23 protein-coding genes and 1 pseudogene are annotated in these 22,291 nt (G+C 59.5%); 6 read left to right on the top strand and 18 right to left on the bottom strand.

All coding sequences use genetic code 11. The annotated features are described in order from the left end of the window. The first annotated feature begins 148 nt into the window (after positions 1-148). Entirely contained in the window at positions 149-1,195 is a 1,047-nt protein-coding gene (locus JTP94_RS27265; protein ID WP_204853527.1) for a Gfo/Idh/MocA family protein, read from the top strand. Between the two features lie 87 nt (positions 1,196-1,282). Here the strand turns inward: JTP94_RS27265 and JTP94_RS27260 are convergent, their stop codons facing one another. Together JTP94_RS27260 and JTP94_RS27255 are read right to left on the bottom strand one after the other, a co-directional pair. After that, entirely contained in the window at positions 1,283-2,425 is a 1,143-nt protein-coding gene (locus tag JTP94_RS27260; protein WP_204853526.1) for an ROK family transcriptional regulator, read from the bottom strand. Positions 2,426-2,608: 183 nt separating this feature from the next. Further along, entirely contained in the window at positions 2,609-3,052 is a 444-nt protein-coding gene (locus JTP94_RS27255) for a hypothetical protein (RefSeq protein ID WP_246755376.1), read from the bottom strand. A gap of 502 nt (positions 3,053-3,554) precedes the next feature. Here JTP94_RS27255 and JTP94_RS27250 point away from each other — a divergent pair. Continuing rightward, positions 3,555-4,211 (top strand): Crp/Fnr family transcriptional regulator, encoded by a 657-nt coding sequence (locus tag JTP94_RS27250; RefSeq protein ID WP_246755375.1) that lies wholly within the window; start codon positions 3,555-3,557, stop codon positions 4,209-4,211. A 20-nt stretch (positions 4,212-4,231) separates the two neighbouring features. On the opposite strand, the gene JTP94_RS27245 is transcribed toward JTP94_RS27250, so the two are convergent. Next, on the bottom strand, positions 4,232-4,375 hold the full coding sequence (locus JTP94_RS27245) for a hypothetical protein (protein WP_204853524.1): 144 nt from the start codon (positions 4,373-4,375) through the stop codon (positions 4,232-4,234). 121 nt (positions 4,376-4,496) lie between these two features. Next, a pseudogene (locus JTP94_RS27240) lies at positions 4,497-4,933 on the bottom strand (YqaA family protein). A gap of 384 nt (positions 4,934-5,317) precedes the next feature. Here JTP94_RS27240 and JTP94_RS27235 point away from each other — a divergent pair. Beyond that, entirely contained in the window at positions 5,318-5,959 is a 642-nt protein-coding gene (locus JTP94_RS27235) for a DUF1007 family protein (RefSeq protein WP_204853523.1), read from the top strand. Positions 5,960-5,998: 39 nt separating this feature from the next. Here the strand turns inward: JTP94_RS27235 and JTP94_RS27230 are convergent, their stop codons facing one another. Further along, a complete protein-coding gene (locus tag JTP94_RS27230) occupies positions 5,999-6,745 on the bottom strand; it encodes a phosphatase PAP2 family protein (RefSeq protein ID WP_204853522.1) in 747 nt (248 codons plus the stop codon). A gap of 534 nt (positions 6,746-7,279) precedes the next feature. Between JTP94_RS27230 and JTP94_RS27225 the strand changes: the two genes are divergently transcribed. Continuing rightward, positions 7,280-8,077, top strand: a complete 798-nt coding sequence (locus tag JTP94_RS27225; protein ID WP_246755373.1) for a MipA/OmpV family protein — start codon at positions 7,280-7,282, stop codon at positions 8,075-8,077. Here the strand turns inward: JTP94_RS27225 and JTP94_RS27220 are convergent. From JTP94_RS27220 to JTP94_RS27165, 12 genes are all read right to left on the bottom strand, one after another. Then, complete coding sequence (locus JTP94_RS27220; RefSeq protein WP_204853520.1) at positions 8,018-9,358, bottom strand: cyclopropane-fatty-acyl-phospholipid synthase family protein; 1,341 nt, start codon at positions 9,356-9,358, stop codon at positions 8,018-8,020. The two genes, JTP94_RS27225 and JTP94_RS27220, sit on opposite strands and share 60 nt — an antisense overlap. Continuing rightward, entirely contained in the window at positions 9,358-9,783 is a 426-nt protein-coding gene (locus JTP94_RS27215) for an EamA family transporter (protein ID WP_204853519.1), read from the bottom strand. The genes JTP94_RS27220 and JTP94_RS27215 overlap by 1 nt, the downstream gene beginning before the upstream one ends. Then, positions 9,783-10,931, bottom strand: a complete 1,149-nt coding sequence (locus JTP94_RS27210) for a GNAT family N-acetyltransferase (protein WP_204853518.1) — start codon at positions 10,929-10,931, stop codon at positions 9,783-9,785. The genes JTP94_RS27215 and JTP94_RS27210 overlap by 1 nt, the downstream gene beginning before the upstream one ends. Then, positions 10,912-11,727: a carboxylesterase gene (locus JTP94_RS27205; protein WP_204853517.1), complete on the bottom strand. Its 816-nt coding sequence runs from the start codon at positions 11,725-11,727 to the stop codon at positions 10,912-10,914. The genes JTP94_RS27210 and JTP94_RS27205 overlap by 20 nt, the downstream gene beginning before the upstream one ends. Beyond that, complete coding sequence (locus JTP94_RS27200) at positions 11,717-12,589, bottom strand: fatty acid desaturase (protein WP_204853516.1); 873 nt, start codon at positions 12,587-12,589, stop codon at positions 11,717-11,719. Before JTP94_RS27200 ends, JTP94_RS27205 begins: the two co-directional genes overlap by 11 nt. Then, on the bottom strand, positions 12,586-12,939 hold the full coding sequence (locus JTP94_RS27195; protein ID WP_204853515.1) for an EamA family transporter: 354 nt from the start codon (positions 12,937-12,939) through the stop codon (positions 12,586-12,588). Before JTP94_RS27195 ends, JTP94_RS27200 begins: the two co-directional genes overlap by 4 nt. Then, a complete protein-coding gene (locus JTP94_RS27190; protein ID WP_204853514.1) occupies positions 12,936-13,889 on the bottom strand; it encodes an arginase family protein in 954 nt (317 codons plus the stop codon). Before JTP94_RS27190 ends, JTP94_RS27195 begins: the two co-directional genes overlap by 4 nt. A gap of 4 nt (positions 13,890-13,893) precedes the next feature. Beyond that, complete coding sequence (locus tag JTP94_RS27185) at positions 13,894-15,315, bottom strand: aspartate aminotransferase family protein (RefSeq protein ID WP_204853513.1); 1,422 nt, start codon at positions 15,313-15,315, stop codon at positions 13,894-13,896. Between the two features lie 20 nt (positions 15,316-15,335). Further along, on the bottom strand, positions 15,336-16,019 hold the full coding sequence (locus JTP94_RS27180) for an MtnX-like HAD-IB family phosphatase (protein ID WP_204853512.1): 684 nt from the start codon (positions 16,017-16,019) through the stop codon (positions 15,336-15,338). Positions 16,020-16,122: 103 nt separating this feature from the next. After that, on the bottom strand, positions 16,123-17,499 hold the full coding sequence (locus JTP94_RS27175) for a HAMP domain-containing sensor histidine kinase (RefSeq protein ID WP_204853511.1): 1,377 nt from the start codon (positions 17,497-17,499) through the stop codon (positions 16,123-16,125). Continuing rightward, positions 17,496-18,152 (bottom strand): response regulator transcription factor, encoded by a 657-nt coding sequence (locus tag JTP94_RS27170; RefSeq protein ID WP_204853510.1) that lies wholly within the window; start codon positions 18,150-18,152, stop codon positions 17,496-17,498. The genes JTP94_RS27175 and JTP94_RS27170 overlap by 4 nt, the downstream gene beginning before the upstream one ends. Before the next feature lie 176 nt (positions 18,153-18,328). After that, positions 18,329-19,186 carry a LysR family transcriptional regulator gene (locus JTP94_RS27165; protein WP_204853509.1) on the bottom strand — a complete coding sequence of 286 codons (858 nt, stop codon included), beginning with the start codon at positions 19,184-19,186 and terminating at the stop codon, positions 18,329-18,331. Positions 19,187-19,291: 105 nt separating this feature from the next. Between JTP94_RS27165 and JTP94_RS27160 the strand changes: the two genes are divergently transcribed. Beyond that, the gene (locus tag JTP94_RS27160; protein WP_037196204.1) at positions 19,292-19,720 is read left to right on the top strand and encodes a VOC family protein; all 429 of its coding nucleotides are present in this window, start codon (positions 19,292-19,294) and stop codon (positions 19,718-19,720) included. 45 nt (positions 19,721-19,765) lie between these two features. Here JTP94_RS27160 and JTP94_RS27155 read toward each other — a convergent pair whose 3' ends face one another. Beyond that, complete coding sequence (locus JTP94_RS27155) at positions 19,766-21,238, bottom strand: PLP-dependent aminotransferase family protein (RefSeq protein WP_204853508.1); 1,473 nt, start codon at positions 21,236-21,238, stop codon at positions 19,766-19,768. Positions 21,239-21,346: 108 nt separating this feature from the next. On the opposite strand from JTP94_RS27155, the gene JTP94_RS27150 reads away from it, so the two are divergent. Further along, positions 21,347-22,210 carry a DMT family transporter gene (locus tag JTP94_RS27150; RefSeq protein WP_204853507.1) on the top strand — a complete coding sequence of 288 codons (864 nt, stop codon included), beginning with the start codon at positions 21,347-21,349 and terminating at the stop codon, positions 22,208-22,210. Positions 22,211-22,291 lie beyond the last annotated feature (81 nt).

Below are 22,291 nucleotides of genomic sequence, written 5' to 3'. Positions count from 1 at the left end.
TCCAAGGATGGCGGCTTTCAACACGAGCTGAAGGGACGAATGCCCTTTTCCAGATAGTGAAACACACGACCGCAGATGCTGCGGTCGCGATGGAGATGCTTTTCCTTCGGCTATGACGATAGCCGGCTGTTAGATCCAGGAGGACATTATGCGTTTGCTCATTCTCGGCACCGGCGGCATGGCCAACCAGCACGCCACAAGATTCAAGGAAATTGACGGCGTCAGCGTTGTGGGGGGCGTCGACATAGACCCCGAACGTCTCGCTACATTTTGCTCGCAGCACGGCATTCCCAATCACTTCGGCTCGCTGGAGGAAGCGCTGGCGTGGGGAGAATTCGATGCCGTCGCCAACGTGACGCCGGACCGCATTCACCATCCGACGACCCTGCAGGCGATCGCCGCCGGCAAGCACGTCTTTTGCGAAAAGCCGCTGGCGACGGATGCCGTCAAGGCAGTGGAGATGGCCGACGCGATGGAACGTTCAGGCAAGGTCGGCATGGTCAACTTCACCTATCGCAACTCACCGGCTCTTCAGAAGGGACGCCAGATGGTACTGGCGGGAGAAATCGGCGAAGTTCGGCATGTCGAAGCCTCGCATCTGCAAAGCTGGCTGGTCGGCCGGCACTGGGGCGACTGGAAAACGGAAAGTAAATGGCTGTGGCGGTTGAGCAAGAAGCATGGCTCGAACGGTGCGCTCGGCGACATCGGCATCCATATTGTCGATTTCACGTCCTATGGCTCCGGACTCGACGTGGCACATGTCTTCGCCCGCCTGAAGACATTCAACAAGGCCCCGGGTCACAAGATCGGCGAATATGATCTCGACGCGAACGACAGCTTCATCATGAATGTCGATTTCAGCAGCGGCGCCATCGGCACCATCCAGGCGACACGGACGGCGGCCGGCCAGATGGACCAGCTACGGCTGCGCGTTTACGGCGAGACCGGCTCGATCGAGATTATGTACGATACCGGCAAATCGACATTGCGCGCCTGCCTTGGAGAGGATGTGCACACGGCGACGTGGCGCGATGTCGCGTTCGACCCGGTCGAGACCAACTATCAGCGTTTCGTCCAGGCCGTGCGGGCGGGCAAGACCCAGGAGCCGTCCTTCCGGCGGGCTGCCAATATCCAGAAGGTTCTCGACCAAGCGATCGCCTCCGATCTCAGCCATGCGGACGAGGCGCTTGCCTGACATCGCCGACCAAGCGTGTAACCACGGGAGCGTGATGGTCTTTTGTTCGAGTGGTCACCACGCTCTCGTTCTTCAATTTCGTCTGCCCTAGCCTGCCGCTGGCGGCGGCAGCAATGCGTCGAGGAAGGGCAAAAGGGCGGCGCCCAGTGCGATACCGCCGCCACTGAAACTCGCGGGTTTCATCGGAGAAATCCAGGGGGTCAAAAACGGGCGGACAGTGGTATCCCGGCGTTCGATCGATAGTTGATGAATGAGGGATTCGATGAGGCCGCGCGGCAAATCCCCTCCGATCATGATCGTGCTGGGCGCAATGAAGCCGGCAATGGCAAGGATCGGGTCGAGGAGATGGCCGGCCGCGCTGCGAACCCATTTGTCGAGCGCCGGCGATCTCGGTAGTTCGTATCCCTCGCGCATGCGTTCGAAGTCCTCTTGGCTCAACATCGCCCTCAAGGCGCCGAAACCGACAGCGCCATCGAGGGGAACGTTGTCGGCGCCGGTGTGCATTTCGCCGATGCTGCCGGCTCTGCCATGAACGCCTGAAAAGGGTATTCCGCGGATGAGGTAGCCAGCCTGGACGTCTTCGTCGATGATGATCATCGCCAGCGCGTCCAGCGGCACGGCATTGCCCATCGTGCGCTCCGCAAGGAGGGCGGCCGTGCATTCGTTCTCGGCGAATATGCGTGGCAGCGTCAGCATGGCGGCGAGCCGGTCGGTCTGCTCGTCGGTCCAGCCGTTCGCGGCGATGCCGAGCCCGAAGATCCGCAAGGACCTTGCTTCGCCTTGCATGAGATCGTCAACGGCAGCCTTTGCGGTATCGACGGCTGCGTCCGTCACGCTGAATGTCCGGCGCTCATGCACCTGGCCGCTAAGATCGATCAGGACGATTTCGCCGTGCGATGGGCGCAGGCGGATGCCTATCGAAAAAGCCCCTTCCGGCCGCAAGGCGAACTCGGCGGAGGACGCGCCTCCAACACCATTGTTGCGCCTGTTGGAACTGATCAGGCCATCATCAGCGAGCCTGCGCAATATGTTGGTGATTCCCGGGCCGCTCAGTCCGCAATGCTGCCCGAGCTCAAGCCGCGTCAGCGGACCATGACGCCTTATCGCTTCCAGGATGACGCGGATATTTCGGTCGGCGATTTCGCCGGAACGCAGACCGACCGTCTTAGCGCGTTTGATGTCCGTGAGGGGAACCTGTGCCCGCCGCGGCCCTGTCCTCAGATACCGCATAACCGCCTTCCGATAATCCTGTAACGCTTGTGGACCAAGCGGAAATCACTGGCAACTCATTTGTGTCGGAACGGCCTGTCGTATCCAGTGCTTTGCGTAGCCAGACCTCGGTAAGACACGGCCCGCAACTCGCGTTGCGGGCCGTGTCCCACCTATTCGTTCGTCCTATTTGGCGATACGGGTCTAGCCACGCCCGTGGCCATGATCATGGCCATGGTCGTGGTCATGATCATGTTCGCCTTGGTGGTGTCCCGCATTTGAGGGCGGGTCCACCACACCAACATTGCCTGGATCAAAGGGGTACATGGAGGTGGAGGCAAGTACGGTACCGGCCTTATTTAGGTCTCCCAGGCATTGTCTCTGCTGCCCATTGTCGTACGCGTTGATCGCCGAGGAATAGAGTCCCATGGCTTCATTCTTGTGTTGACCGTCCGGGGTGTCGCGCAACTCCATTCTCGTGAGCCGAAGGTCTCCGGCGCAGGTGGTGGGTGCGGCAAAGCTAGGAACAGATGAAGCCGCGAGAGCCGCGAGACTCGTTCCCACGAGGGCGAGGACAATGGTTGGTTTGGGCATTCTGAACATCTCAATCTCCATTAGGAGCTGTTGCCGGTTTTCTTGAACGGGCATGGTTTCAAGTTTCCGAAAGTGCACCGGTTAGTAGAAACTTGTGCACGCTCCAGTCATGAGCTGTTCCGTGCGGCCTCGATATGATCTCAATCAATGCATTGGAATTTTTCCGCCGCGCGCGGCGTCAGCCTCAATTCGTTTGCCACCCCGATACACAGCCGCAGCACTTGCGGTGGGCGCCAATCACGTCTGTTTCACTAAGAAGTGCATGATCGGTGAGGAACGGCAGAACGGACGCTTAGGCTTCTAACACCTTGCAAATCTTGAAGAATCCATGCCATTTGACATGCGACGATCCTTCGTTTCCCTACCATTTGTTAATCTGGGTTAAACTTGTGAGTGGAACGTTCCGGTACAATATCTGCGGCAGGGGGTTGTGTACCGATCGAACCTTGAAAGCATCTTCATGCCACATGATCTATCCCTGCTCGGGGCCAAAACGAGACCTCTTCCCCTCCCGACAAGCACGAACGCGCGTAACCTTGACACGCATATCGCCTTCTTGCCTGAAGACAAGGCGGCCTTGGACTCGCTCGAAATCCGCAAGCGCGTCTTTACGAAGGGATGCGACATCATCCACGAGGGGCAGCAGCTCCAAAATGCATATATCCTCTGCTCGGGTTGGGCGTGCTCCTATAAGCTTATGCGCAATGGGACACGGCAGGTCATCAATTTCTACGTTCCGGGCGATCTCATTGGCATTCGGCGGCTTCTGCTTCCCAATTCCGATGATAGCCTTTGCGCCATAACACGCGTCGAGGTCGGAGAGATAAACCTCCAGGACCTGCTTGAAGCGTTTGATGGCAATGGCCGTCTTGCCATGTCGATACTCTGGTCGACATTGAGGGACGAGGCTATTGTCGTCCAGCATCTGGTTGACGTCGGCCGGCGCCGACCCATCGATAGGGTGGCCCATTTCTTCCTTGAACTGGGCTCGCGACTGAGTCTCGTGGGTTTAGGGACGAAGACGGCATATCAATGTCCCCTAACTCAGTCACTGATCGCCGATGCACTGGGTTTGACCGCAGTCCATTTCAATCGCGTTCTCAGGCAATTACGCGAGTTGAACGCAATGACGTTTCATGAAGGATCGGTGGAACTCCTCGACGCCAAGAGGCTGGAGCGTTTGGCTGATTTCGATTCGTCGTATCTGCGATAGTTGATACCAACAGCCACGGATCATGATCGATGCGCCCGGTCACGCAGGCCGATGGATACGCTCTTCCCCGGCCTGCTGTTGACATTGCCACTCTTGATGCCCGTATCCGGATCGACGTCCCAACCGAACTTGGTGGCGATCTTGACCTGATCGCGAGGAGGCAATCCATCTTTTCGCAATGCCTTCGCTGTGAAGGAATTGGTCGATTACGGAGGATCTCAAGCTGAGCCCAAATTATGGAACTTGCGCCCTATTCAGGTCAGGTGCCCCATATGAGTGACATCATCACACCAAGCTCGTCGTCGCGGCGGCGATTGCAATATACCGCCCGACCTTCGCGACGGTCACCAGCAACAGGAATGTCGGCAGCGGCTCACGCAAGACGCCGGCGGCAACGGTGATCGGATCACCAACGATCGGCAGCCAACTTGCCAGCAGCGACCATCGTCCATAGCGTCGGTACAACTCCTGCGCCCGGTCCATCGCCTGTTCGCCAACGGGGAACCATCGCCGCGAGCGGAAACGCTCTATGCCGCGACCGAATATCCAGTTGAGCAACGAGCCGAGGACGTTGCCGACGCTGGCGACGGCCACGAATACAGGGGCTGCATATTCTTCCGTCAGCAGCAAGCCGACTAGGCAGCCTCAGACTGCATCGGCAGGATGGTGGCCGCCGCAAAAGCGGCCATGAACAAACTGAGGTAGACAGCAAGTTCGGCCATCGGTCAAAGACAAGCGGCGGTTGTGTTTGGCTCGGCGATCGACCGACGTCGACCTCCCGGAAACGCGCCGATGGCGTTTCCAAGATAGCGACCATGGCGGTCCCGGCTCAACGCACACTTGATGGGCGTGATTGCCCTTCTAGTGGCATGGTGCCGCAGAAACGTTTGGGATTGAGGCATACACACATATCCGGACATGATGCTTTACATCCTCACGCCGGGGATAGGAGTCAATGACTATCTCGCTTGGTGCTGTGACGGCAGGCATGCTTCGCCTCTTGCCGATCGTCCCTTGAGCCACTAGGGGATGCGGGTCTCAAATCAGTCTCAATTGACGTTCAGGTCTGTACATCGAACTGACGGATGGAACGCGGTATTGTTCGCATGAAAAGAAAGACGCCCCTGCTGATCGCGATGCTGTCGCTTCTGCCCGTGCCCGCCCTTGCCCATCCGCATATATTCATCGATGCCAAGTTCGAGGTCGTTGCGGCGCCCGACGGCTCGATCAGCGAGCTGCGCAACCTCTGGAGCTTCGATGAGGTGTTTTCCTCCTCGGTCCTCATGGATTACGACAAGGCTGGCGACCAGACGCTCACCGCGAGCGAACTCAAGGCCGTCGGCAAGACGGTCAGGGATTCGCTTGCGCAGTACGGCTATTATACGAATGTCACCAGCAACGGCAAAGCGATACCGATGGCCAAGCCCGATGCGATCCAGGCCGACTACAAGGACGGTTCGCTGACCCTTACCTTTTCATTGAAGCCCGAGCAGAAGACCTTCCTCAAGGGTACCACGATCTTCGGGATTTATGACAAGACGCTCTACACGGCGGTCGATTTCGCCACAGACAACGATATGACCCTCTCGGGAACAGCCTCCGGCCGCTGCAAGAGCAAGGTTGTGAGGCCCAACCCCAAGGAAGTCATGGCGGAGAACCAGGCAGCCCTCACCAGCATGTTCTTCAGTGATCCGAAGGGCACGGACTACTCGCTCCTCGTGGCAACGAGGCTGGAGGTCCAGTGCTGATGCTGCGCGAGGGATCGCCTCCGGCCTGATGCCATCACCTTAATTAACCGAGCTGGCGTCGATCCGCGCCGAACCTTCGGTGCCTCGGGATGGCGAGATGTAGCGGCGGGCGATGATCCAGCAGCCGAGCGCCCAGGTTGCCCCGGCGCACCAGCCGCCGAGAACATCAGTCGGATAGTGCACGCCGAGATAGACCCGGCTCGCGCCGATCATCAATGTCAGCAGGATGCCGACCGCGACGGTGAAGATGCGCGTCGAGCGATAGCGTCGCGTACCGGAAATGAGCGCTGCAAGCGTCAGATAGGTAACCGCCGATACCATCGCATGGCCGCTCGGGAAGCTCAGATCATGAACCTCGACCAGATGCGGCACGATATCCGGCCGTGGCCGCGCAACGCCGAGCTTCAACGTCGTGCTCAGCGCCCATCCGCCAAGCACCGAAGCTAATACGAAGATGGCAATGGCGCGCCGCCGGTCGAGCAACAGATAGACCGTCACCAGGACCGTCATCATCGCGAGGACGGTGGTGCCGCCGAGACTTGTAATGTCCTTGACGGCATGGGTCAGCCAGCTCGGCCCTATGGGAGTAGACAGGTCACTAGGCTGGCGAAGCGCCAGCAAGATCGCCTCGTCAAATCCCCTTGTACTTCCCTCGAGAACCTCGCCCGTCAGATAGACGAACAGAAGAACTCCGCCTGAAAGGGCGGCGAACATTACAAGCAACAGGGGCTCGTTGCGGCTTAACCACCCCGTAATGCCCGGTTTGCGAGATCCTTGATCGTTCATGTCCTATCGCCTGCCTGCCATATCTTCATGTCGCCCCTTCCACGCCAGGAAGGGATCTGTCGTCGCCCGAAGCTCTGTCCGAAATGAGGACATTCGCTATCTAGTGATAAAATCGGCACGGTCCAACTGCAATGAACGAACAATCAGGCCGCGCTTGGGCTTGGGGGTTTCAGGTTCATGAAATGTTACATCTCTATTCTCACCTGCATCCTTTGCGATCATTGACGGCAGCAGAGGATTCACTCGTCTATGACGGAGAGCATCTCGATTGCCAGCAAGTGAATGCGACAACATCGACACCCTCCGTCGTCTCCAGGGACAGAAGGAAGCCTCCCATCACCGCGATCAATCTTCCGCAAACGGTGCAAAACGTTCCAGCCGTCAGCCGGGCGTAATGTTTGCGCTAAAAATTTTTGCTATTTTCGGAACCTTGAGCTGTGATAGTAGTGCCGCAAGGGCGATCAGGGATCGGGTGTTGTCAGAGTGTTAAGTGTTGGGACATCTTTCCCTGCCCGGTTGCCGACAATGGCCGGAATGGGTCTTCTGATAGCGTCCGCAATCGGTGCGTTTCCAACATCGTCCATGGCGCAGGACACCACAAAGTCCTCATCCGACACTTGGGTTGTGACGCTCGGAGCCACCGTGGAGTATGGCCCCAACTACGAAGGATCGAAGCATCATTCCTTCAGCGCCTTGCCCTCTTTCGATTTCCATCGCCTTGGTGAAGCCCCGGAATACAGCGCCCCGGACGACAACTTCGACTATACTCTCTTCGACCTCGGCGGTCTCGAAATTGGTCCCGTGGTTGGCTTGAGAGATGACCGCCTGGACCTCAATAATCTGCACCTGCAGAGCCAGCGCAGGGTGCGCTGGAATTTCGATGCCGGCGGCTTCGCACAATATTGGTTGATGGAAAATCAGCTTCGGTTTCGGACGGAAGTGCGCCAGTCCCTTTGGGGCGGCGACGGCCTGGTCGGTGATCTGGGGCTCGATTGGTTTCAGCCCGTTGGCGACAAATGGCTCCTGTCCGCCGGGCCTCGCCTATCACTGGCAAACTCCATCTACATGCGCAGCAACTTTGGCATCTCAGCGGGTCAAGCCGCGAGGAACGGTCATGTCAGCGCCTTCGACGCCGGTGCCGGCCTGAAATCTGTCGGTTTCACGGTGGCTGCTACCTATACGGTCTCGCCCGCGTGGAGCGTGCAGGTCTACGAGAAATATAACCGTCTGGTGGGCGATGCTGCCGACAGCCCGATCACCTCGCAGTTCGGCTCACCCGATCAGAATATTATCGGCTTTACCCTCAACAGAACCTTCAACATCGATTTTTGAGGCGCTGCGCACTTCGTGATCAGCGATGTAGTTTCGCGTGAGCGGAATGACGTCGTTGCGCTTGGCCATCTGGATCTGGAAGACGACGAGATCTTCATAGCGGAAGGCAGCCTCCGCCGTCGAAAGATAATATTCCCACATGCGGCAGAAGCGCTCGTCGTAAAGCTGCGCGGCCTCGGGCCAGCGCGCCAAGAAACGCGCCCGCCAGCTTTCGAGCGTCTTCGCATAGTGCAGGCGCAACACCTCGACATCGGTGATCGCAAGCCCGGCCGCCTCAATTTCCGGCACGATTTCCGAAAGTGCCGGAATATAGCCGCCAGGGAAGATGTATTTGTCGAGCCACGGCGTGGTGAAGCCGGGCGTCGCCGAGCAGCCGATGGTGTGAAGCACCATGATGCCGTCATCCTCAAGCAATTCTGCACACTTGCGGAAGAAGGTGCGGTAGGACGCGAGACCGACATGCTCGAACATGCCGACCGAGACGATCCTGTCGAAGCGGCCGGTCAGGCTGCGATAGTCTCTCAGCGCGAATTGAACTTCCGCCGGCGTTCCGCCAGCCGTGTCGGCCACGCGCTTGGAGGCGTAGGCGTGCTGCTCTTCGGACAGCGTCACACCGAGCACGTAACCTCCAGGCGCATGTTCGGCCAGGTGCAGCGCAAGGCCGCCCCAGCCGCAGCCGATATCGAGAATGCTGTTGTCCGGCTCGATCACAAGCTTGGCGGCCAGATGCCTTTTCTTGGCGATCTGCGCCTCTTCGAGAGACTGGTCGGCATGCTCGAAATAAGCGCAGGAATACTGCCGGTCCGGGTCGAGGAAGAGTTCGTAGAGCCGGCCGTCGAGATCGTAGTGATGCGCGACATTCGCCCTTGAACGACCCGGAAGGTTGCGATGACGGAATATTCGCAGCTTGGTTCGGGCATGATCGATGACGCGCGCGATCACCGGGTGGGTGCTGTTCTGCGCCTCCCGCAGCATCATGGCGACGAAGTCGTAGAGGGAGCCCTGCTCGACGATAAACCGGCCGTCCATGTAGAGCTCGCCAAGCCTCTTATCGGCATCGATCAGGAGTGCCCATTGCGCCCGGTTATCGGTGAAACGGACATGCACCGCTTCGCCGGTGCCATCGCCGAATGTGAAGACACGGCCGCTTGCGGTCGTCACGGTCAGCGCACCGCGCGTGACGATGGATGAAAGAGCGCGTTTCAGGCACCAGTCCGCAAGGCTGGAGAAAACGGCAAACCCCTTGCCTTTGGGGCGATTTTCAGCTTGCAGGTTGGACATCATCTATCCTTGCCGGCAACGGTGCGCGGTGCGGCGCGCTTCGCGTTCCAGTCGCCATCATCCTCGGCTTCCACGTTGGCGCTCGCGATCAGCCAGACACCCGTCAGGATCAAGCCGCTGCCGATCACCTGCAGGGCGACGATCCGCTCGCCGAAGACGAACCAGCCGGTCGCGATGATCAGCACGTAGCTGATGCCCGAAAGCGGAAAGGCCCGGCTGAGATCGAGTTCGGCAAGCACATTCATCCAGATGAAGAAGCAGGCGATTTCGACCGCGATCGCCGCCAATATCCAGTAGGAGGAGAGCGCCTGCCACAGCCACGCCTCTGCGCCGCCATCGCCCAATTGCTCCGCCCCATGCTTGATGAAGAACTGGAACAGCGTGTTGAGCACCGGCACGGCAAGCCAGGAAAAACGCATCGGCATCACGCACCTGCCTCATCTGTCGAGAACAGCGGCGACACCAGCCGCAGCAGTCTCTGAAGGAAGGGATTGCGATGGCGAAAGAACATGGCGTTGGGCGTCAGCTTGCTGCCGAGCCTGATCTTGTTCTCATAATAGGCCTGGCCGCTTTGATAGCGGCTTATGCCATGATCCAGGCAATAGCGCAGGTTCGTGAACCAGCTCAGGAAATAGAGATTGTACGGCCGGCCCTTTTCGCCATCCATGCAGAAGAACTTGTCGATGGCGACATGTTCACCATGCACGATCAGATTGGCGGCGAGCAGCTTGTCCTCGATGAAGTAGAAGGCGCAGTAGGAACGGCCGGCCATGCGGGTGAGAACTCCCTCGAAATATTCGGGGGTGAGCTCCTCGAACTGCCAGTCGCTGCGGTTTCGCGTGTCGTGATAGAGCGCCATCACCTCGGGCAGGAACGCGCCGAAATCCGTCCGGATCTCGACCCTGACCTGTTCGAAGGACTTCAGCTTGCGCCGCATGTCCTTGCGGGTGCCGGAGGAAAGCTTGGCGAGATAGTCGTCGATCGTCTTGAAATCGATGTCGAGCCAGGCCGTCGGCAGACCACCGATCGAGGCATAGCCATGTGCGGAAAGCGGCTCGCCAAGCTCGGCGGAAACCTGTTCCGGAATATCCTTGAGGCCGACGAGCGCACAATCTTCCGTCACGGCAAACTGCTCGAAGAAAGACAGCATCTCCGCAAACAGCATGCCACGGCGCTCGTCCGGCACGTCGGGGTGAAAGCCGATCGCGCCCGTCTCGGTGCAGGGTGATCCCAGGCAGGCGAGGCGCAGCTTCAGAAAATTCGGGAAATAGCGCTGCACGCGGCGGACGGACCTGCGCAGGAAGCCCTCTTCCAGCGTCGTGTCCAGGGCGTAGAGGCACAGAAAAGCCGGCATGGCGGCGCTCACGCGCCCGTCCTCGACGACGGTAATATAGCGCCACTCGAAACCTTCGATGCCGGCTTCCTCGATGGCAAGCAGGCAATCATAATCCTCGACCTTCCCCTGAAAACAAGCGTTCCAGGCATCGCGGCCGATCGCACGGATGCTGAAGTGAACCTCGGCCACCGGATTGCCCGTTGGTCTGGGCACGGTTTTAAGCAGCGGCTGCGACATGGCGCGCCTCGAAGAAATCTGCGGTAAAATCCGCTACCTGCCGATGCTGTCGGTCCACATGGATCATGTGATAGCTGTCCTTGATCCATTTCAGCTCATGCGGGCCGCCGATGTGATCGGAGATGTAGCGTGCGTGTTTCGGACTGCTGAGGTCGTCGTCCTCGGCGTGGAGGATCAGCGTCGGTGTCTGGATCCCCGGCAGCATGCCGCGGAGGGTCTTGCCCAGCCGATGCATCTCGACCAGCCCCTTGCCGGGGAATTTCTCCAGAATGCCTTCACCTGCCATGCCTTCGATCAGCCGGCGCATCCGCTGGTCCTTGATCCCGAGGGAGGCCGTCTCCTTGAAGCTCAGGCGATCGAGGAAGGGAATGCGGGACAGCCAGCCGATCTGCGACGACAATAGCGGATAGTAGAAGGGAACATCCCAGCCGTCATAGTGAAAGCAGGGCGAATAGATAGCCACCGCGTCGATCGCCTTCGGCTGCTGTTCGGCGGCCAGCAGCGCCAGCTTTCCGCCGACGCAGATGCCGGCGGCAAAAACCTCCTGCGTTCGCGTGGCGAGCAACGCCGAGGCCTCGACGACGCTATCGAGCCAATCTTCCCAGCGGGTGCGCCGCAGCGTGCCGACATCGACGCCGTGACCGGCCAGCAACGGTGCATAGATGCTGTAACCCTTGCGATTGAGTTGGCGGGCGATCAGCTTCATTTCAGCCGGTGCGCCCGTCAGTCCGTGTACAAGAAGCACGCCTTTTCCATTTGAGCCCTCCATGAAGAAGCTCAACCCATCAGCTTTCATGAGAGAGCTCCGACTGCCGGTTCTCCTTGGCCATGAAGCCGAGTGCGTGGCATGTGCTGATGACATGCGTACCGGCTTTTTCCTGCTCTTCCTTGATCTGCTCGTGTAGCGTCGGCAGTTTCGTCCAGTGGGTACGCGGCCGGTAATGATGTTCGGCATGATAGCCGTTGCCGAACCACAGCCAGTTGTAGAACGACTTGTGGCTGGAAACGCCCCAGGCGATCGGCTCGTCCGGGTCGCCGTTCAGATGTTCGTAGTAGCCGTTCAAGGACGACAGGCAATTGCCGAGATAATAGAACGGCACGAAGAACAGCACCGCCTTCCAGTCATAAAGCAGCGCGACAGCTGCAAGACCGAGGAAGAAAAAGAGCTCGAACCGACCCCAGGCCGCATCGAACGGGCGGTTGCGGGAGATAGCCTTGTGGATATCGCCGAGACTGTCGCGGAAGAAGCTCATAAATGTGTAGGACCACACATTCTCGGGCTGACCGTCACGGCCGTGGCGATAGATCGACAGCAGATCGATGGTATCGCCCTTTTCGTCCGGCCGGTCGCTGTTGCCGGAATGATGGCGCATATGCACCCAGTGATAATAGGTCTGCGAGAAGCCGATCGCGACCGACTCCAGCAGGCTGAAGGCATAGTTCATCCAGCGCGGCTTGAAATAGGGCGTATGGATGAAATTGTGGGATATGCTGTTGATGTTCCAGGAGATCGACACGGCATACAGGCAGCCAAGAACCGCCGAGAGCCACAGGGGACGGCTTTCGAAGCCGACGATCAGATAGACATCGAAAGCAAGATGCGCGACGGCAGCCAGAACCGGCGCCACATCCCATCTGGTGTGCGCAAAGATTTTCATAGTCCGGTAACTCCCACACAGGCCACGCCGGCGGTCACGAGGAACACGCCCGTTGCATGGCGTAGGTTGATATTTTCTTTGAAGATCACGGCGCCGGCGAACACGATGACGACATAGCTCAACGCCATAAGGGGAAAGGCGATGGTGAGCGGAACGTGCTCGAGAACAGCCGTCCATGCAAAAAGCTCCACGGCCCAGAACACGATACCGAGCCAGGTAACCGGCTTCGCCATTGCCGAAAGCAGCGTATGCTCGCTGGCCGATTGCTTGAAGCAAACCTCGCGGGCCGTCTCCGCCAGCACGCAGAAGAGTATGAGCCCAAGCATGGGAAGGGTCAGGATGCCACTCATTGCATGTACTCCGCCAGCACTTCCAGCAGCGCGTGATTGGCCGCACTGTTGATGTTTCTGGTCGTTTCAGCTCCCTGCCGGACGCGCGGCTGATCGATGAAGATCTCGGCTCGCTTCATCAGCTGGGTCCTAAGGCTACCGGCGTAGCTCGGAGCGGAATAGTCACCGATGACGTCAGCGCCGATGATGCGATGACGGCTGCCGATTTCGCTGATCAGTGCCAGCAGATAGGGCAGCCGCATGCGGCCCTGATCCCAGTTCGTGACGGCGTCGTCCGCGGCAAGGACATCCTTGTCGATCGTCACATAGACAGCCTCGGTGCGAATACGGCTGAGCATGCGGTCGATGAAATTCTCCTCGCCGATCTCCGAGATCGATTTCCAGTGCAATGCGCCTTTTTCCTGTCGATAGCTGGCGCCACTGCCATAGTCGGCCAGCACGCGGCTCGGCGGATGTTCGTAAGGATAGAGCTCGAGCTTGCCTTCGCCGAGCCAGTGCAGGTTCGCCCCTTTGCGTTCCGGGCTGCGAAGATCGTGGCTGCAGACGCCTATCGTGATGACCTTCTGGATGCGGGGATTGGCAAGGGCGGTATTGACCCAGGAGCCGCAATGCATGCCGCCGTCGAAAGTCACCCAATCCGGATGATTGTCGAAATGGATCAACGTCGCCGCGCCGGATTGCCGCTCCAACGCGCCTTCGAGCAGCATCGCCGTGATGTGATGGAAATCGCCGGATCCCATGAAACAGAGCTGCGGATCCTTGCCCGTCGCGGGTGTATTCTTGACGATTTCACGGCCGAGTTCGGCAAGTGCTTTCTGCTTGCCCCAGAGCCTAATCTCTCGGCCCGCATTCTTGTCGAAATACTGGTACGCGCCCGCGAACTTGCAGGCGCGCACGAAATCAGGCTGCAACTCCAACGCATCATCGAGATGAAGAAGCAGGAGTTGCACCGTCTTATCTCCGGGCGGCGCGGGTTAGAAGCTGATCGAGCAGGGCGAGAGCCAGATCGATCTCTTCGCGGGTGATCAGCAGGTTGGGCGCGAAGGTGATGACGTTCTTGTGGTAGCCGCCGACGTCAAGCACGAGGCCGTACATCTTTGCGCCGACCTGCAGGTCGGCCTTCATGCCTTCGTCGCAGAGCCAGTCCATCGTCGCCTTGTCGGGCGTGTAGCTGTCGTCCTTGCAGATTTCCATCCGCAGGGCGAGGCCCAGCCCGTCGACTTCGCCGACGATGGCATGGCGCTTCTGCAATTGTTTCAGCCCATCGAGGAAATAGGCGCCCTTGGCCATGATGGCCGCGCCGAAATCCTCCTCCTCCAACATCTTCATCGTTTCGAGTGCCACGGCGGTCCCCATCGGGTTGCTGGCGAATGTCGAATGCGTCGAGCCGGGCGGGAAGATGGTCGGGTTGATCATCTCTTCCCTTGCCCATACGCCGGAAAGCGGATTGAGCCCGTTGGTGATGGCCTTGCCGAAAACCAGGATATCGGGCGAGACACCGAAATGCTCGATCGACCAGAGCTTGCCGGTGCGGTAGACGCCCATCTGGATTTCGTCGACGACGAGCAGGATGCCGTGTTCGTCCAGCACCTTCTTCAGCTCGACGAAGAAGTTCATCGGCGGAATGACGTAGCCGCCCGTACCCTGGATCGGCTCGATATAGAAAGCGGCATATTCCGACTTGCCGGCCTTCGGATCCCAGACGCCGTTGTATTCGCTCTCGAACAGACGGGCGAATTTCTGGACGCAGTAGTGCCCGTATTCTTCCTTCGACATGCCTTTCGGGCCGCGGAAGTGATAGGGAAATTCGACGAACTGCGCCCGATCCCCGAAATGACCGTAGCGGCGGCGATAGCGATAGCTCGAGGTGATCGCCGAAGCGCCAAGCGTGCGGCCGTGATAGCCGCCTTCGAAGGCGAACATCAGGCTCTTGCCGCCGGTGTAATTGCGCACCAGCTTCAGCGAATCCTCGACGGCCTGCGAACCGCCGACGTTGAAGTGAACGCGGCCCTTGTGCCCGAACTTGAGTTCGGCATCCTGGGCGATCATCGCCGCAAGCTCCACCTTTTCACGATGCAGATATTGCGATGCGACCTGCGGCAGCCGGTCGAGCTGGCGATGCGCAGCGTTGTTCAGGCGCTCGTTGCGATAGCCGAAATTGACGGCGGAATACCACATCTGCAGATCCAGAAACGGTGTTCCTGTGCGGTCGTAGACAAAGGAGCCTTCGCATTCTTCAAAGAATTTTGGCTTGTCCGTGTAGTGGACCGTATCGCCGTGCGAGCAGTAGGTCTCTTCGAGGACACGCAACTCCTCCTCGGAACGGACGGGCGCTTGCGTGTCGCCACTGAAGGCTTCGGCTACATTCGTTTTCATTCAATGCCTCTCAGTCAGATTCATGCTGTCTTGGAATGCGGCAGCACACGGGGGCGCCGTACGACGCTGGGTAGAACTGCTTCCATCTTCGGAAGCAGATCGGAAAAATCTTCGAAAGCGACATAGGGAATGCCGTTTTCATCGCAGTACTCGGCAAGCTTGGCCTTTGCGAAAACGAGGTCGACCTTGTCGGAAACGCAAAAATCGCTTCGCCCATCGCCGATGTAGACCTGCAGCTCGACGCTATCGACAACGCGGCATTTGCAGACGCCTGAACCGGATAAGCAGCCGGCTGCCGAGAACGGCGGGAACAGTGAATAGGACTCGCGGTCCTGGGCGAAGCTACAGGTGAGCACGTTGGCAACGATCGGCAGGCCGTCGATGCCATGACGCGCCAGAATGCGGCGGATGAAGTAATCGACACCGTCGCTGACGATGGTCACCGGCATCTCGCCGCCGCGGCAATACGACAGGAAGCCTTCGAAACCCGGGTCGATCGACACAGTGTCGAGAAGCCGATCCAGTTCCGCCCTGCTTGCCTGAATGAGAGCGATCTGCCGACGCATGCACTCGCCGGAGCCGATCAGCCCCTGCTTCCACAGCTGCTCTATGTCTTCCCACTCGGAACCGGCGAAACGGGACAACACCATATCCGTCGCGTCTTCGATGGATATGGTTCCATCAAAATCGCAAAACACCTGCATGAAATACCCTTTCGCCTTATCCCTAGTTGCGTCTAACAACCTCAGATGAGCCGGGTATGAGCTGAAAATGATGCGAAAATGAAAAGCGATGTGAAGTTGATTTTTAGCTTGCGAGCAATCTCAGGTCGACCTGGAGACCCTTGCCCCGACGCGGCGTTGAAAGCTCGACTGTCGCCGAGAGCCGGTCTGCCGTATCCGCGACGATGGCGAGCCCGAGGCCGGCGCCTTCCGTGTGAAGCGTATTCAGCCGATAGAACCGCTGGAACACCGCTTCCCTTTCCTGGGGCGGAATACCAGGCCCGCTGTCACTGATCGAAATCCGGCCGAAACCGTCTTCCGACGTGATCGAAACCTTGATCTCGCCGCCGACGGGCGTGTATTTGATGGCATTGTCCAGGAGGTTGCTGATCATCATGTGGATCAGCGATTCGTCGGTCTGGACCTGCAGTGTTTCATCTCCCTGCAGCACCACGTCGAGCTCGCGGCTGGTGATGATATTGCCGAATTCGGCAAGCACCGACGCCACCAGATGATAGAGCGTCACCGACGTCGGATTGAGCGGATGATGACTGACCCTCGCCAGTCGCAGCAGCTGCTCAATCAGATGAATGGCGCGGTTGTTGCTGGCAACGAGATCGGCAACGATCGCCTGCCGTTCATTCTCGCTGTCGCTGTTTCCAAGCATCTGCAGCAACAGTTTCACGCTGGCCTGGGGCGTGCGCAACTGATGCGCGGCAAGATCGGAAAAGCGCCGCTCAAGCGTCAGCGACTGGCCGAGCTTCTCCAGCAGCTGGTTGATCGACCGGCCGAGCGGCAGGAGATCTCGCGGCAAGCTTTCGACGGGAATGGCCGAGAGATCCTCCGGCGATCGGGTGCGGATCTGCCGCACCAGCCCGTGAATCGTACGCAGGCCGCTGTTGATGCCGAGCCAGATGAGGAAGCCGATGACCGGCACGAGCATCAGCAGCGGGAAGAAGAGATTGAGCAGAATGTTGGAGACGAGCGTTTCACGAAGCGCGATCTTCTCGCCAAGCTCTATGACGATGGTCGAATTCGGGATCGGCAGCGAATAGACGCGCCACTCCTCTCCACCATATGCCAGGGTCGTGAACCCCACCTTCTGTTGCGGCACATCGGAAAGAAAGGCCGTGCTGCTGTAGAAGCGGATATTGCCATCGACCCAGGCGCGAAACATGTGCGCGTCGGCATAATCGTCGGCGTCCTCGTTGAAGGCCAGCTGATTGTCCATGTTGAAGTCGATGTCGTCGATCTGCTTTGCCGCGTGGTCGGGCGCCCTTTCAAGGGGACGGCGCAGCAGGCTCCAGATCACATTCGCATCATCGATCAGCTGGGCATCGTAGATATTGTTGATCTCGCGGGTCGCGCTGTTGAAGGCAAAGGCGGCAATCACGACGATCGTCACTACGACGACCGGCGCGATCCGGAGAAACAGCTTGCGGGTAAGCGTGGAGTTGTTCATCGCTCGATCATGTAGCCGACACCGCGGATCGACTTGATGAAGTCGGTGCCGAGCTTCTTGCGCAGATTGTAGATAGTGACTTCGATCGTATTGCTCTCGACGGTGTTTTCGGCGTCATAAAGCGCATACTCGATATCGTTCTTCGTCACATAGCGGCCGCTGCGCTCCATGAGAAGCTTCAGCAGATGGAACTCCTTCGCCGTGGTATGCACCTGCACATTGTCCTTTCGAGCGACCATGGCAGAAGGATCGACCTCCACATCGCCGCATCGAATGACGCTTTCGGTGCGGCCGTCGCGCCGGCGGATCAGCGCGCGCAGCCGGGCAAGCAACTCGTCGAGATCGAACGGCTTGACCAGATAGTCATCGGCGCCCTCATCCAGCCCCTCAACCTTCTGACGCACGGAATCGAGCGCCGTCAACAGCAGCACGGGCACCGCGTTGCCACGCTGCCGGATGCGCCGCAGAACCTCCATGCCGCCGAGCTGCGGCAGATTGATATCAAGAACGATCGCCGCAAAGTGGGAATGCTGCGCAGCCTCGAGGCCGGATTCGCCGTCCCGCATCCAGTCGACGCCGTAGGCATGTTTTTCCAGGGCCTTCTTGAGCGATGAGCCGAGAATATTGTCGTCTTCAACAAGCAGAACACGCACGATCGACCTCACTTAGCCGAGAAAATTTCATAGCCGATGTGAGCCGCAATTGGAGCGACCTTGTGGCAAAGCTATGACGGATCATTTCCGCCTGGCAAGAGCCGAAGAAAAGGACATCGCCGTCCCGAGGGCCATGCCGCCAGTTCGGAGGGATGAAATTACCCCGTCAAGCAATCTCAGAGCCGCACCCCGATCAGGCAGTCGGCAAGGTACGCGCTCGCAGGGTTGCCGTCGCGCGACCGCAATATTCCGATCTCGCGATAGAATGTCGACGCGGCGAGCGACACCGCACGCACGGACGGCATAAGGGGCGGGCTGCCATCGACGATCGGCAGAAGCGCCACCCCGAGCCCTTGCCCGACCAGAGCCAGCAACGCGGCTATGTCATCGATCTCCACGGATTCGTTGGGCGCTATCGCATGGGACCGCAGGAACCGATCGACCTGCCGGCCGCCAAACGAGCTGCGATCATAGCGGATGAATGGCTGCTCCCGGAGTAATGTCTGCCAGTCATCGCCCTCCAGCCGCTCGGGAACCGCCAGCACATACGGCTCGCGCAGCAGGGGCTGCCACACAAGATCCTTGGGCATGCCGAAAGGAGGCTCGATGAGCACGGCTAGATCAAGCTCGCCGGCATCAAGCAGATCGAGCAAGTGAAGGGAGACACCCGGAACGATATGAACATGATGGTTCGCAAACCGCTGCCGGAACGGCACGAGCGCACGCGCAAGCACCGTCGACTGGACGGAGGCAATGGCGCCGATGCGCAGTTGGCCGCCCGAAACCTCGTCGGCCGGATCGGCGATGCGCTCGAACATCGCTATGATGCCCTTGGCGCGTTCCAGCGTTCGCAATCCCGCGGCATTCAACGTGGCGGAACGGCCCGTTCGCTCGAACAGTTGAACGCCGAGCCTTTCCTCGAGACGCTTCATCTGGCCGCTGACGGCCGCTTGCGTCAGTCCGATCCGGTCACCCGCGGCGGCAAATGTCCCAAAGCGAGCGACGGCAACAAGCGTTTTCAGTTCGGGTATCATGATTCATAATTTTTCCTTTTTCTCAGTCTCACAATATACAGTTTTTCATAGGAAAAAATGTACCTTATTGATCGCTGCATTGAGTTCGCACATCTGGAGACGATCATGAGTGCAGCACCTCTTCACCCCTTCCATCTCGCATTTCCCGTCAACGATCTCGCTGCCGCCCGCACGTTCTACGGCGGCCTTCTTGGCTGCCCTGAGGGCCGGAGCTCTCCCGACTGGATAGATTTCAATTTCTATGGCCATCAGGTCGTCGCCCACCTGGCTCCAGGAGAAACCGGTGAAGTGGCGGCGAATGCCGTCGATGGTCACGGCGTTCCCGTGCGCCATTTCGGCGTCGTTCTGTCGATGGAGGAATGGGAGGCGGCGGCCGAGAAACTGACCAAAGCCAACATAGACTTCGTTATCAAGCCCTATATCCGCTTCCGGGGCGAGCCAGGGGAACAGGCAACCATGTTCTTCAAGGATCCGAGCGGAAACGCCATCGAGATGAAGGCCTTCGCCGACATCAACAGCCTGTTTGCCAAGTAAGGCATAAGACCCCGCGATGTGAGCGCCCGCGAATGGGCGGAACGTTCACATCGCGGGGTTTTCCTGCGTCCTCGAAGAACCGCGAGCTCCGACGACAGTCGGACGATCCGTCCTCAGCCTCCGCATGGATCTCTCCAGCACGTCGAAGATCCGGGCGTCGGTCGATTGCGCGACATTGAAGCGCATGAAGCTGCCGGCATTATCCGCTACGCTGAAGGCATTGCCGGGAGCCAGGATAATGCCTTCAGCAAGGCAGGCGCGGGCGACATCGGCCGCATCCAGGCCCTCCGGCAACCGGCACCAGAGGAGCATGCCCGCCTGCGGCTTGAGCCAGGGCGTGATGCCGATGGCCTCCAGCTGCGCTGTTACCTCACTCATGGTCCTGGCAAGCCGGACGCGCAACGCCTCGACATGCTTGCGATAGCTGCCGTCCTTCAGCGCCAGATAGACGAGCTCCGCTGACAATTGTCCGCAACTGAAGCTGCTGGCGACCTTGAGATCGACGAGCCCGTCGATCCAGTCCGGCCGCGCGGCGATGAAGCCGCACCGCACCGAGGCCGAGAGCGTCTTCGAAAAGCTGCCTATATGGATCACCCGGTCGAGCCCGTCATAAGCGGCAAGCCGCGGTGCCGGGACATTCTCGAAATCGGAAAAGATATCGTCCTCGATGATAACCAGGCCAGACGCATCAGCCAGCTTCAGCAGGCGATGCGCCGTCACGGGCGACAGCACGGCACCCGTCGGATTGTGGATAGCGGAATTGGTGATGTAGAGCCGGGGCTTGTGCCGTTCGAGTGCTTGACCGAACAGCTCGACATCCGGCCCCGTCGGCGTGTAGGGCACGGCGACGACATTGACGCGGTGCGCACGCAGCAGCGCATGGAAATTGAAATAGCAGGGATCGTCCACCAGCACAGTGTCGCCGGGCTCAAGCAGGAAACGGCAGAGCAGATCAATCGCCTGCGTGCCGGACTCCGTTAGCATGATCTGGTCCGGAGGCACGGTGATGCCGTGCTCGCCCAGCCGCCTGGCGAGCAACTGCCGCAACGGCGGCAAGCCGAGCGGCGTTCCGTAATTGGCGAGCGTTCCGAGGTCTCCGCGAGCAAGCGTCCTCATCGCGCGGCGCAGCGCCGCCTGCGGCAGCCAGGATGCCGGAAGCCAGCCGCAGCCGGGCTTCAAGACATCATCGCCCATCTCGAGCGATTGCCGCGAGATCCAAAGCGGATCGACATTGCGGTCCGATCTCGCTCCAACCTCGGACAATGAAAGCGGCGGCAGCGGTCCGCACACATAGAATCCGGAGCCCGGCCGCGAACGGATCACGCCTTCGGCGGCAAGCCGCTCATAGGCCTCGACCACGGTGGAGACCGATACCTGCATCGTCTTGGCAAAGCTGCGAACGGAGGGAAGCCGCGCGCCTGGCATCAGGCTGCGGGCCGCGATGCGATCGGAAATCGCTGCCATCACACCTTCGATACGCGTGCCGCCGACCGCGCTTACCGCCAATGCATCGTCCATCCGTACTGTCCCTTATGCCATAACAGTTCTCATCAACTGTACTGTACTGTCTCTGGAATAGCCAGTCGACTTCACCGATACCGCTGGTATCAAGAAGGAGCATGCGCAATGGACAAGGCAACGATAGGATGGATCTACGGGTTGATAGGGGTGGTGATCTTCAGCGGATCGCTGCCGGCGACGCGGGTGGCCGTCATGGATTTCGATCCGCTGTTCCTGACCGTCGCTCGCGCCGTCATCGCCGGCCTATTGGGCCTATGCCTGTTGCTCGCCTTTCGCGAAAAACGCCCCGCCCGCGGTGATGTCGTGTCACTGGCGATCGTCGCGCTCGGCTGCGTCGTCGGTTTTCCCCTGCTGACGGCGCTGGCGCTCAAGCATGTCACATCAGCCCATTCGATCGTCTTCATCGGGTTGCTGCCGGTCGCGACCGCCATCTTCGGCGTGCTGCGCGGCGGCGAACGGCCACGCCCGACCTTCTGGATATTCTCGGCCATCGGCAGCGCCCTCGTCAGCGGCTATGCCCTTGCACAGGGCGTATCGGCCTCGCCGGTCGGCGATCTGCTGATGCTCGCAGCCATTCTCGTCTGCGGACTCGGTTATGCCGAAGGTGCGGTGCTGTCGCGCCGGCTCGGCGGCTGGCAGGTCATCTGCTGGGCGCTGGTTCTGTCCCTGCCGGTCACCGGCGCGCTCTGCATCGCCACCATGCCGCACACCATCGACGGCATCGGCGAACCGGCCTGGATCGGCCTCAGCTATGTCTCGCTCTTCAGCATGCTGATCGGCTTCGTCTTCTGGTATCGCGGCTTGGTGCAAGGCGGCATCGCAGCCGTCGGCCAGTTGCAATTCCTGCAGCCCTTCTTCGGTTTCGCGCTTGCAGCAGCATTGCTCAAGGAAAGCGTCAGCTGGTCCATGCTTGCTGTCACGATCGGCGTCGTCGCCTGCGTCGCCGGCGCCAGGAAATTCGCGCGCTAGGGCGCTCGCACCAGATGGGCTCGTGCCGGCTTGATCTTCTAAACCGATCGGTCTATAAAATACCAATCGGTTTAGAAGGAG

This window comes from Martinezella lusitana (assembly GCF_016901135.1).
Taxonomy (GTDB): domain Bacteria; phylum Pseudomonadota; class Alphaproteobacteria; order Rhizobiales; family Rhizobiaceae; genus Rhizobium; species Rhizobium lusitanum_D.
This window is presented reverse-complemented; position numbering and strand designations above follow the sequence as displayed.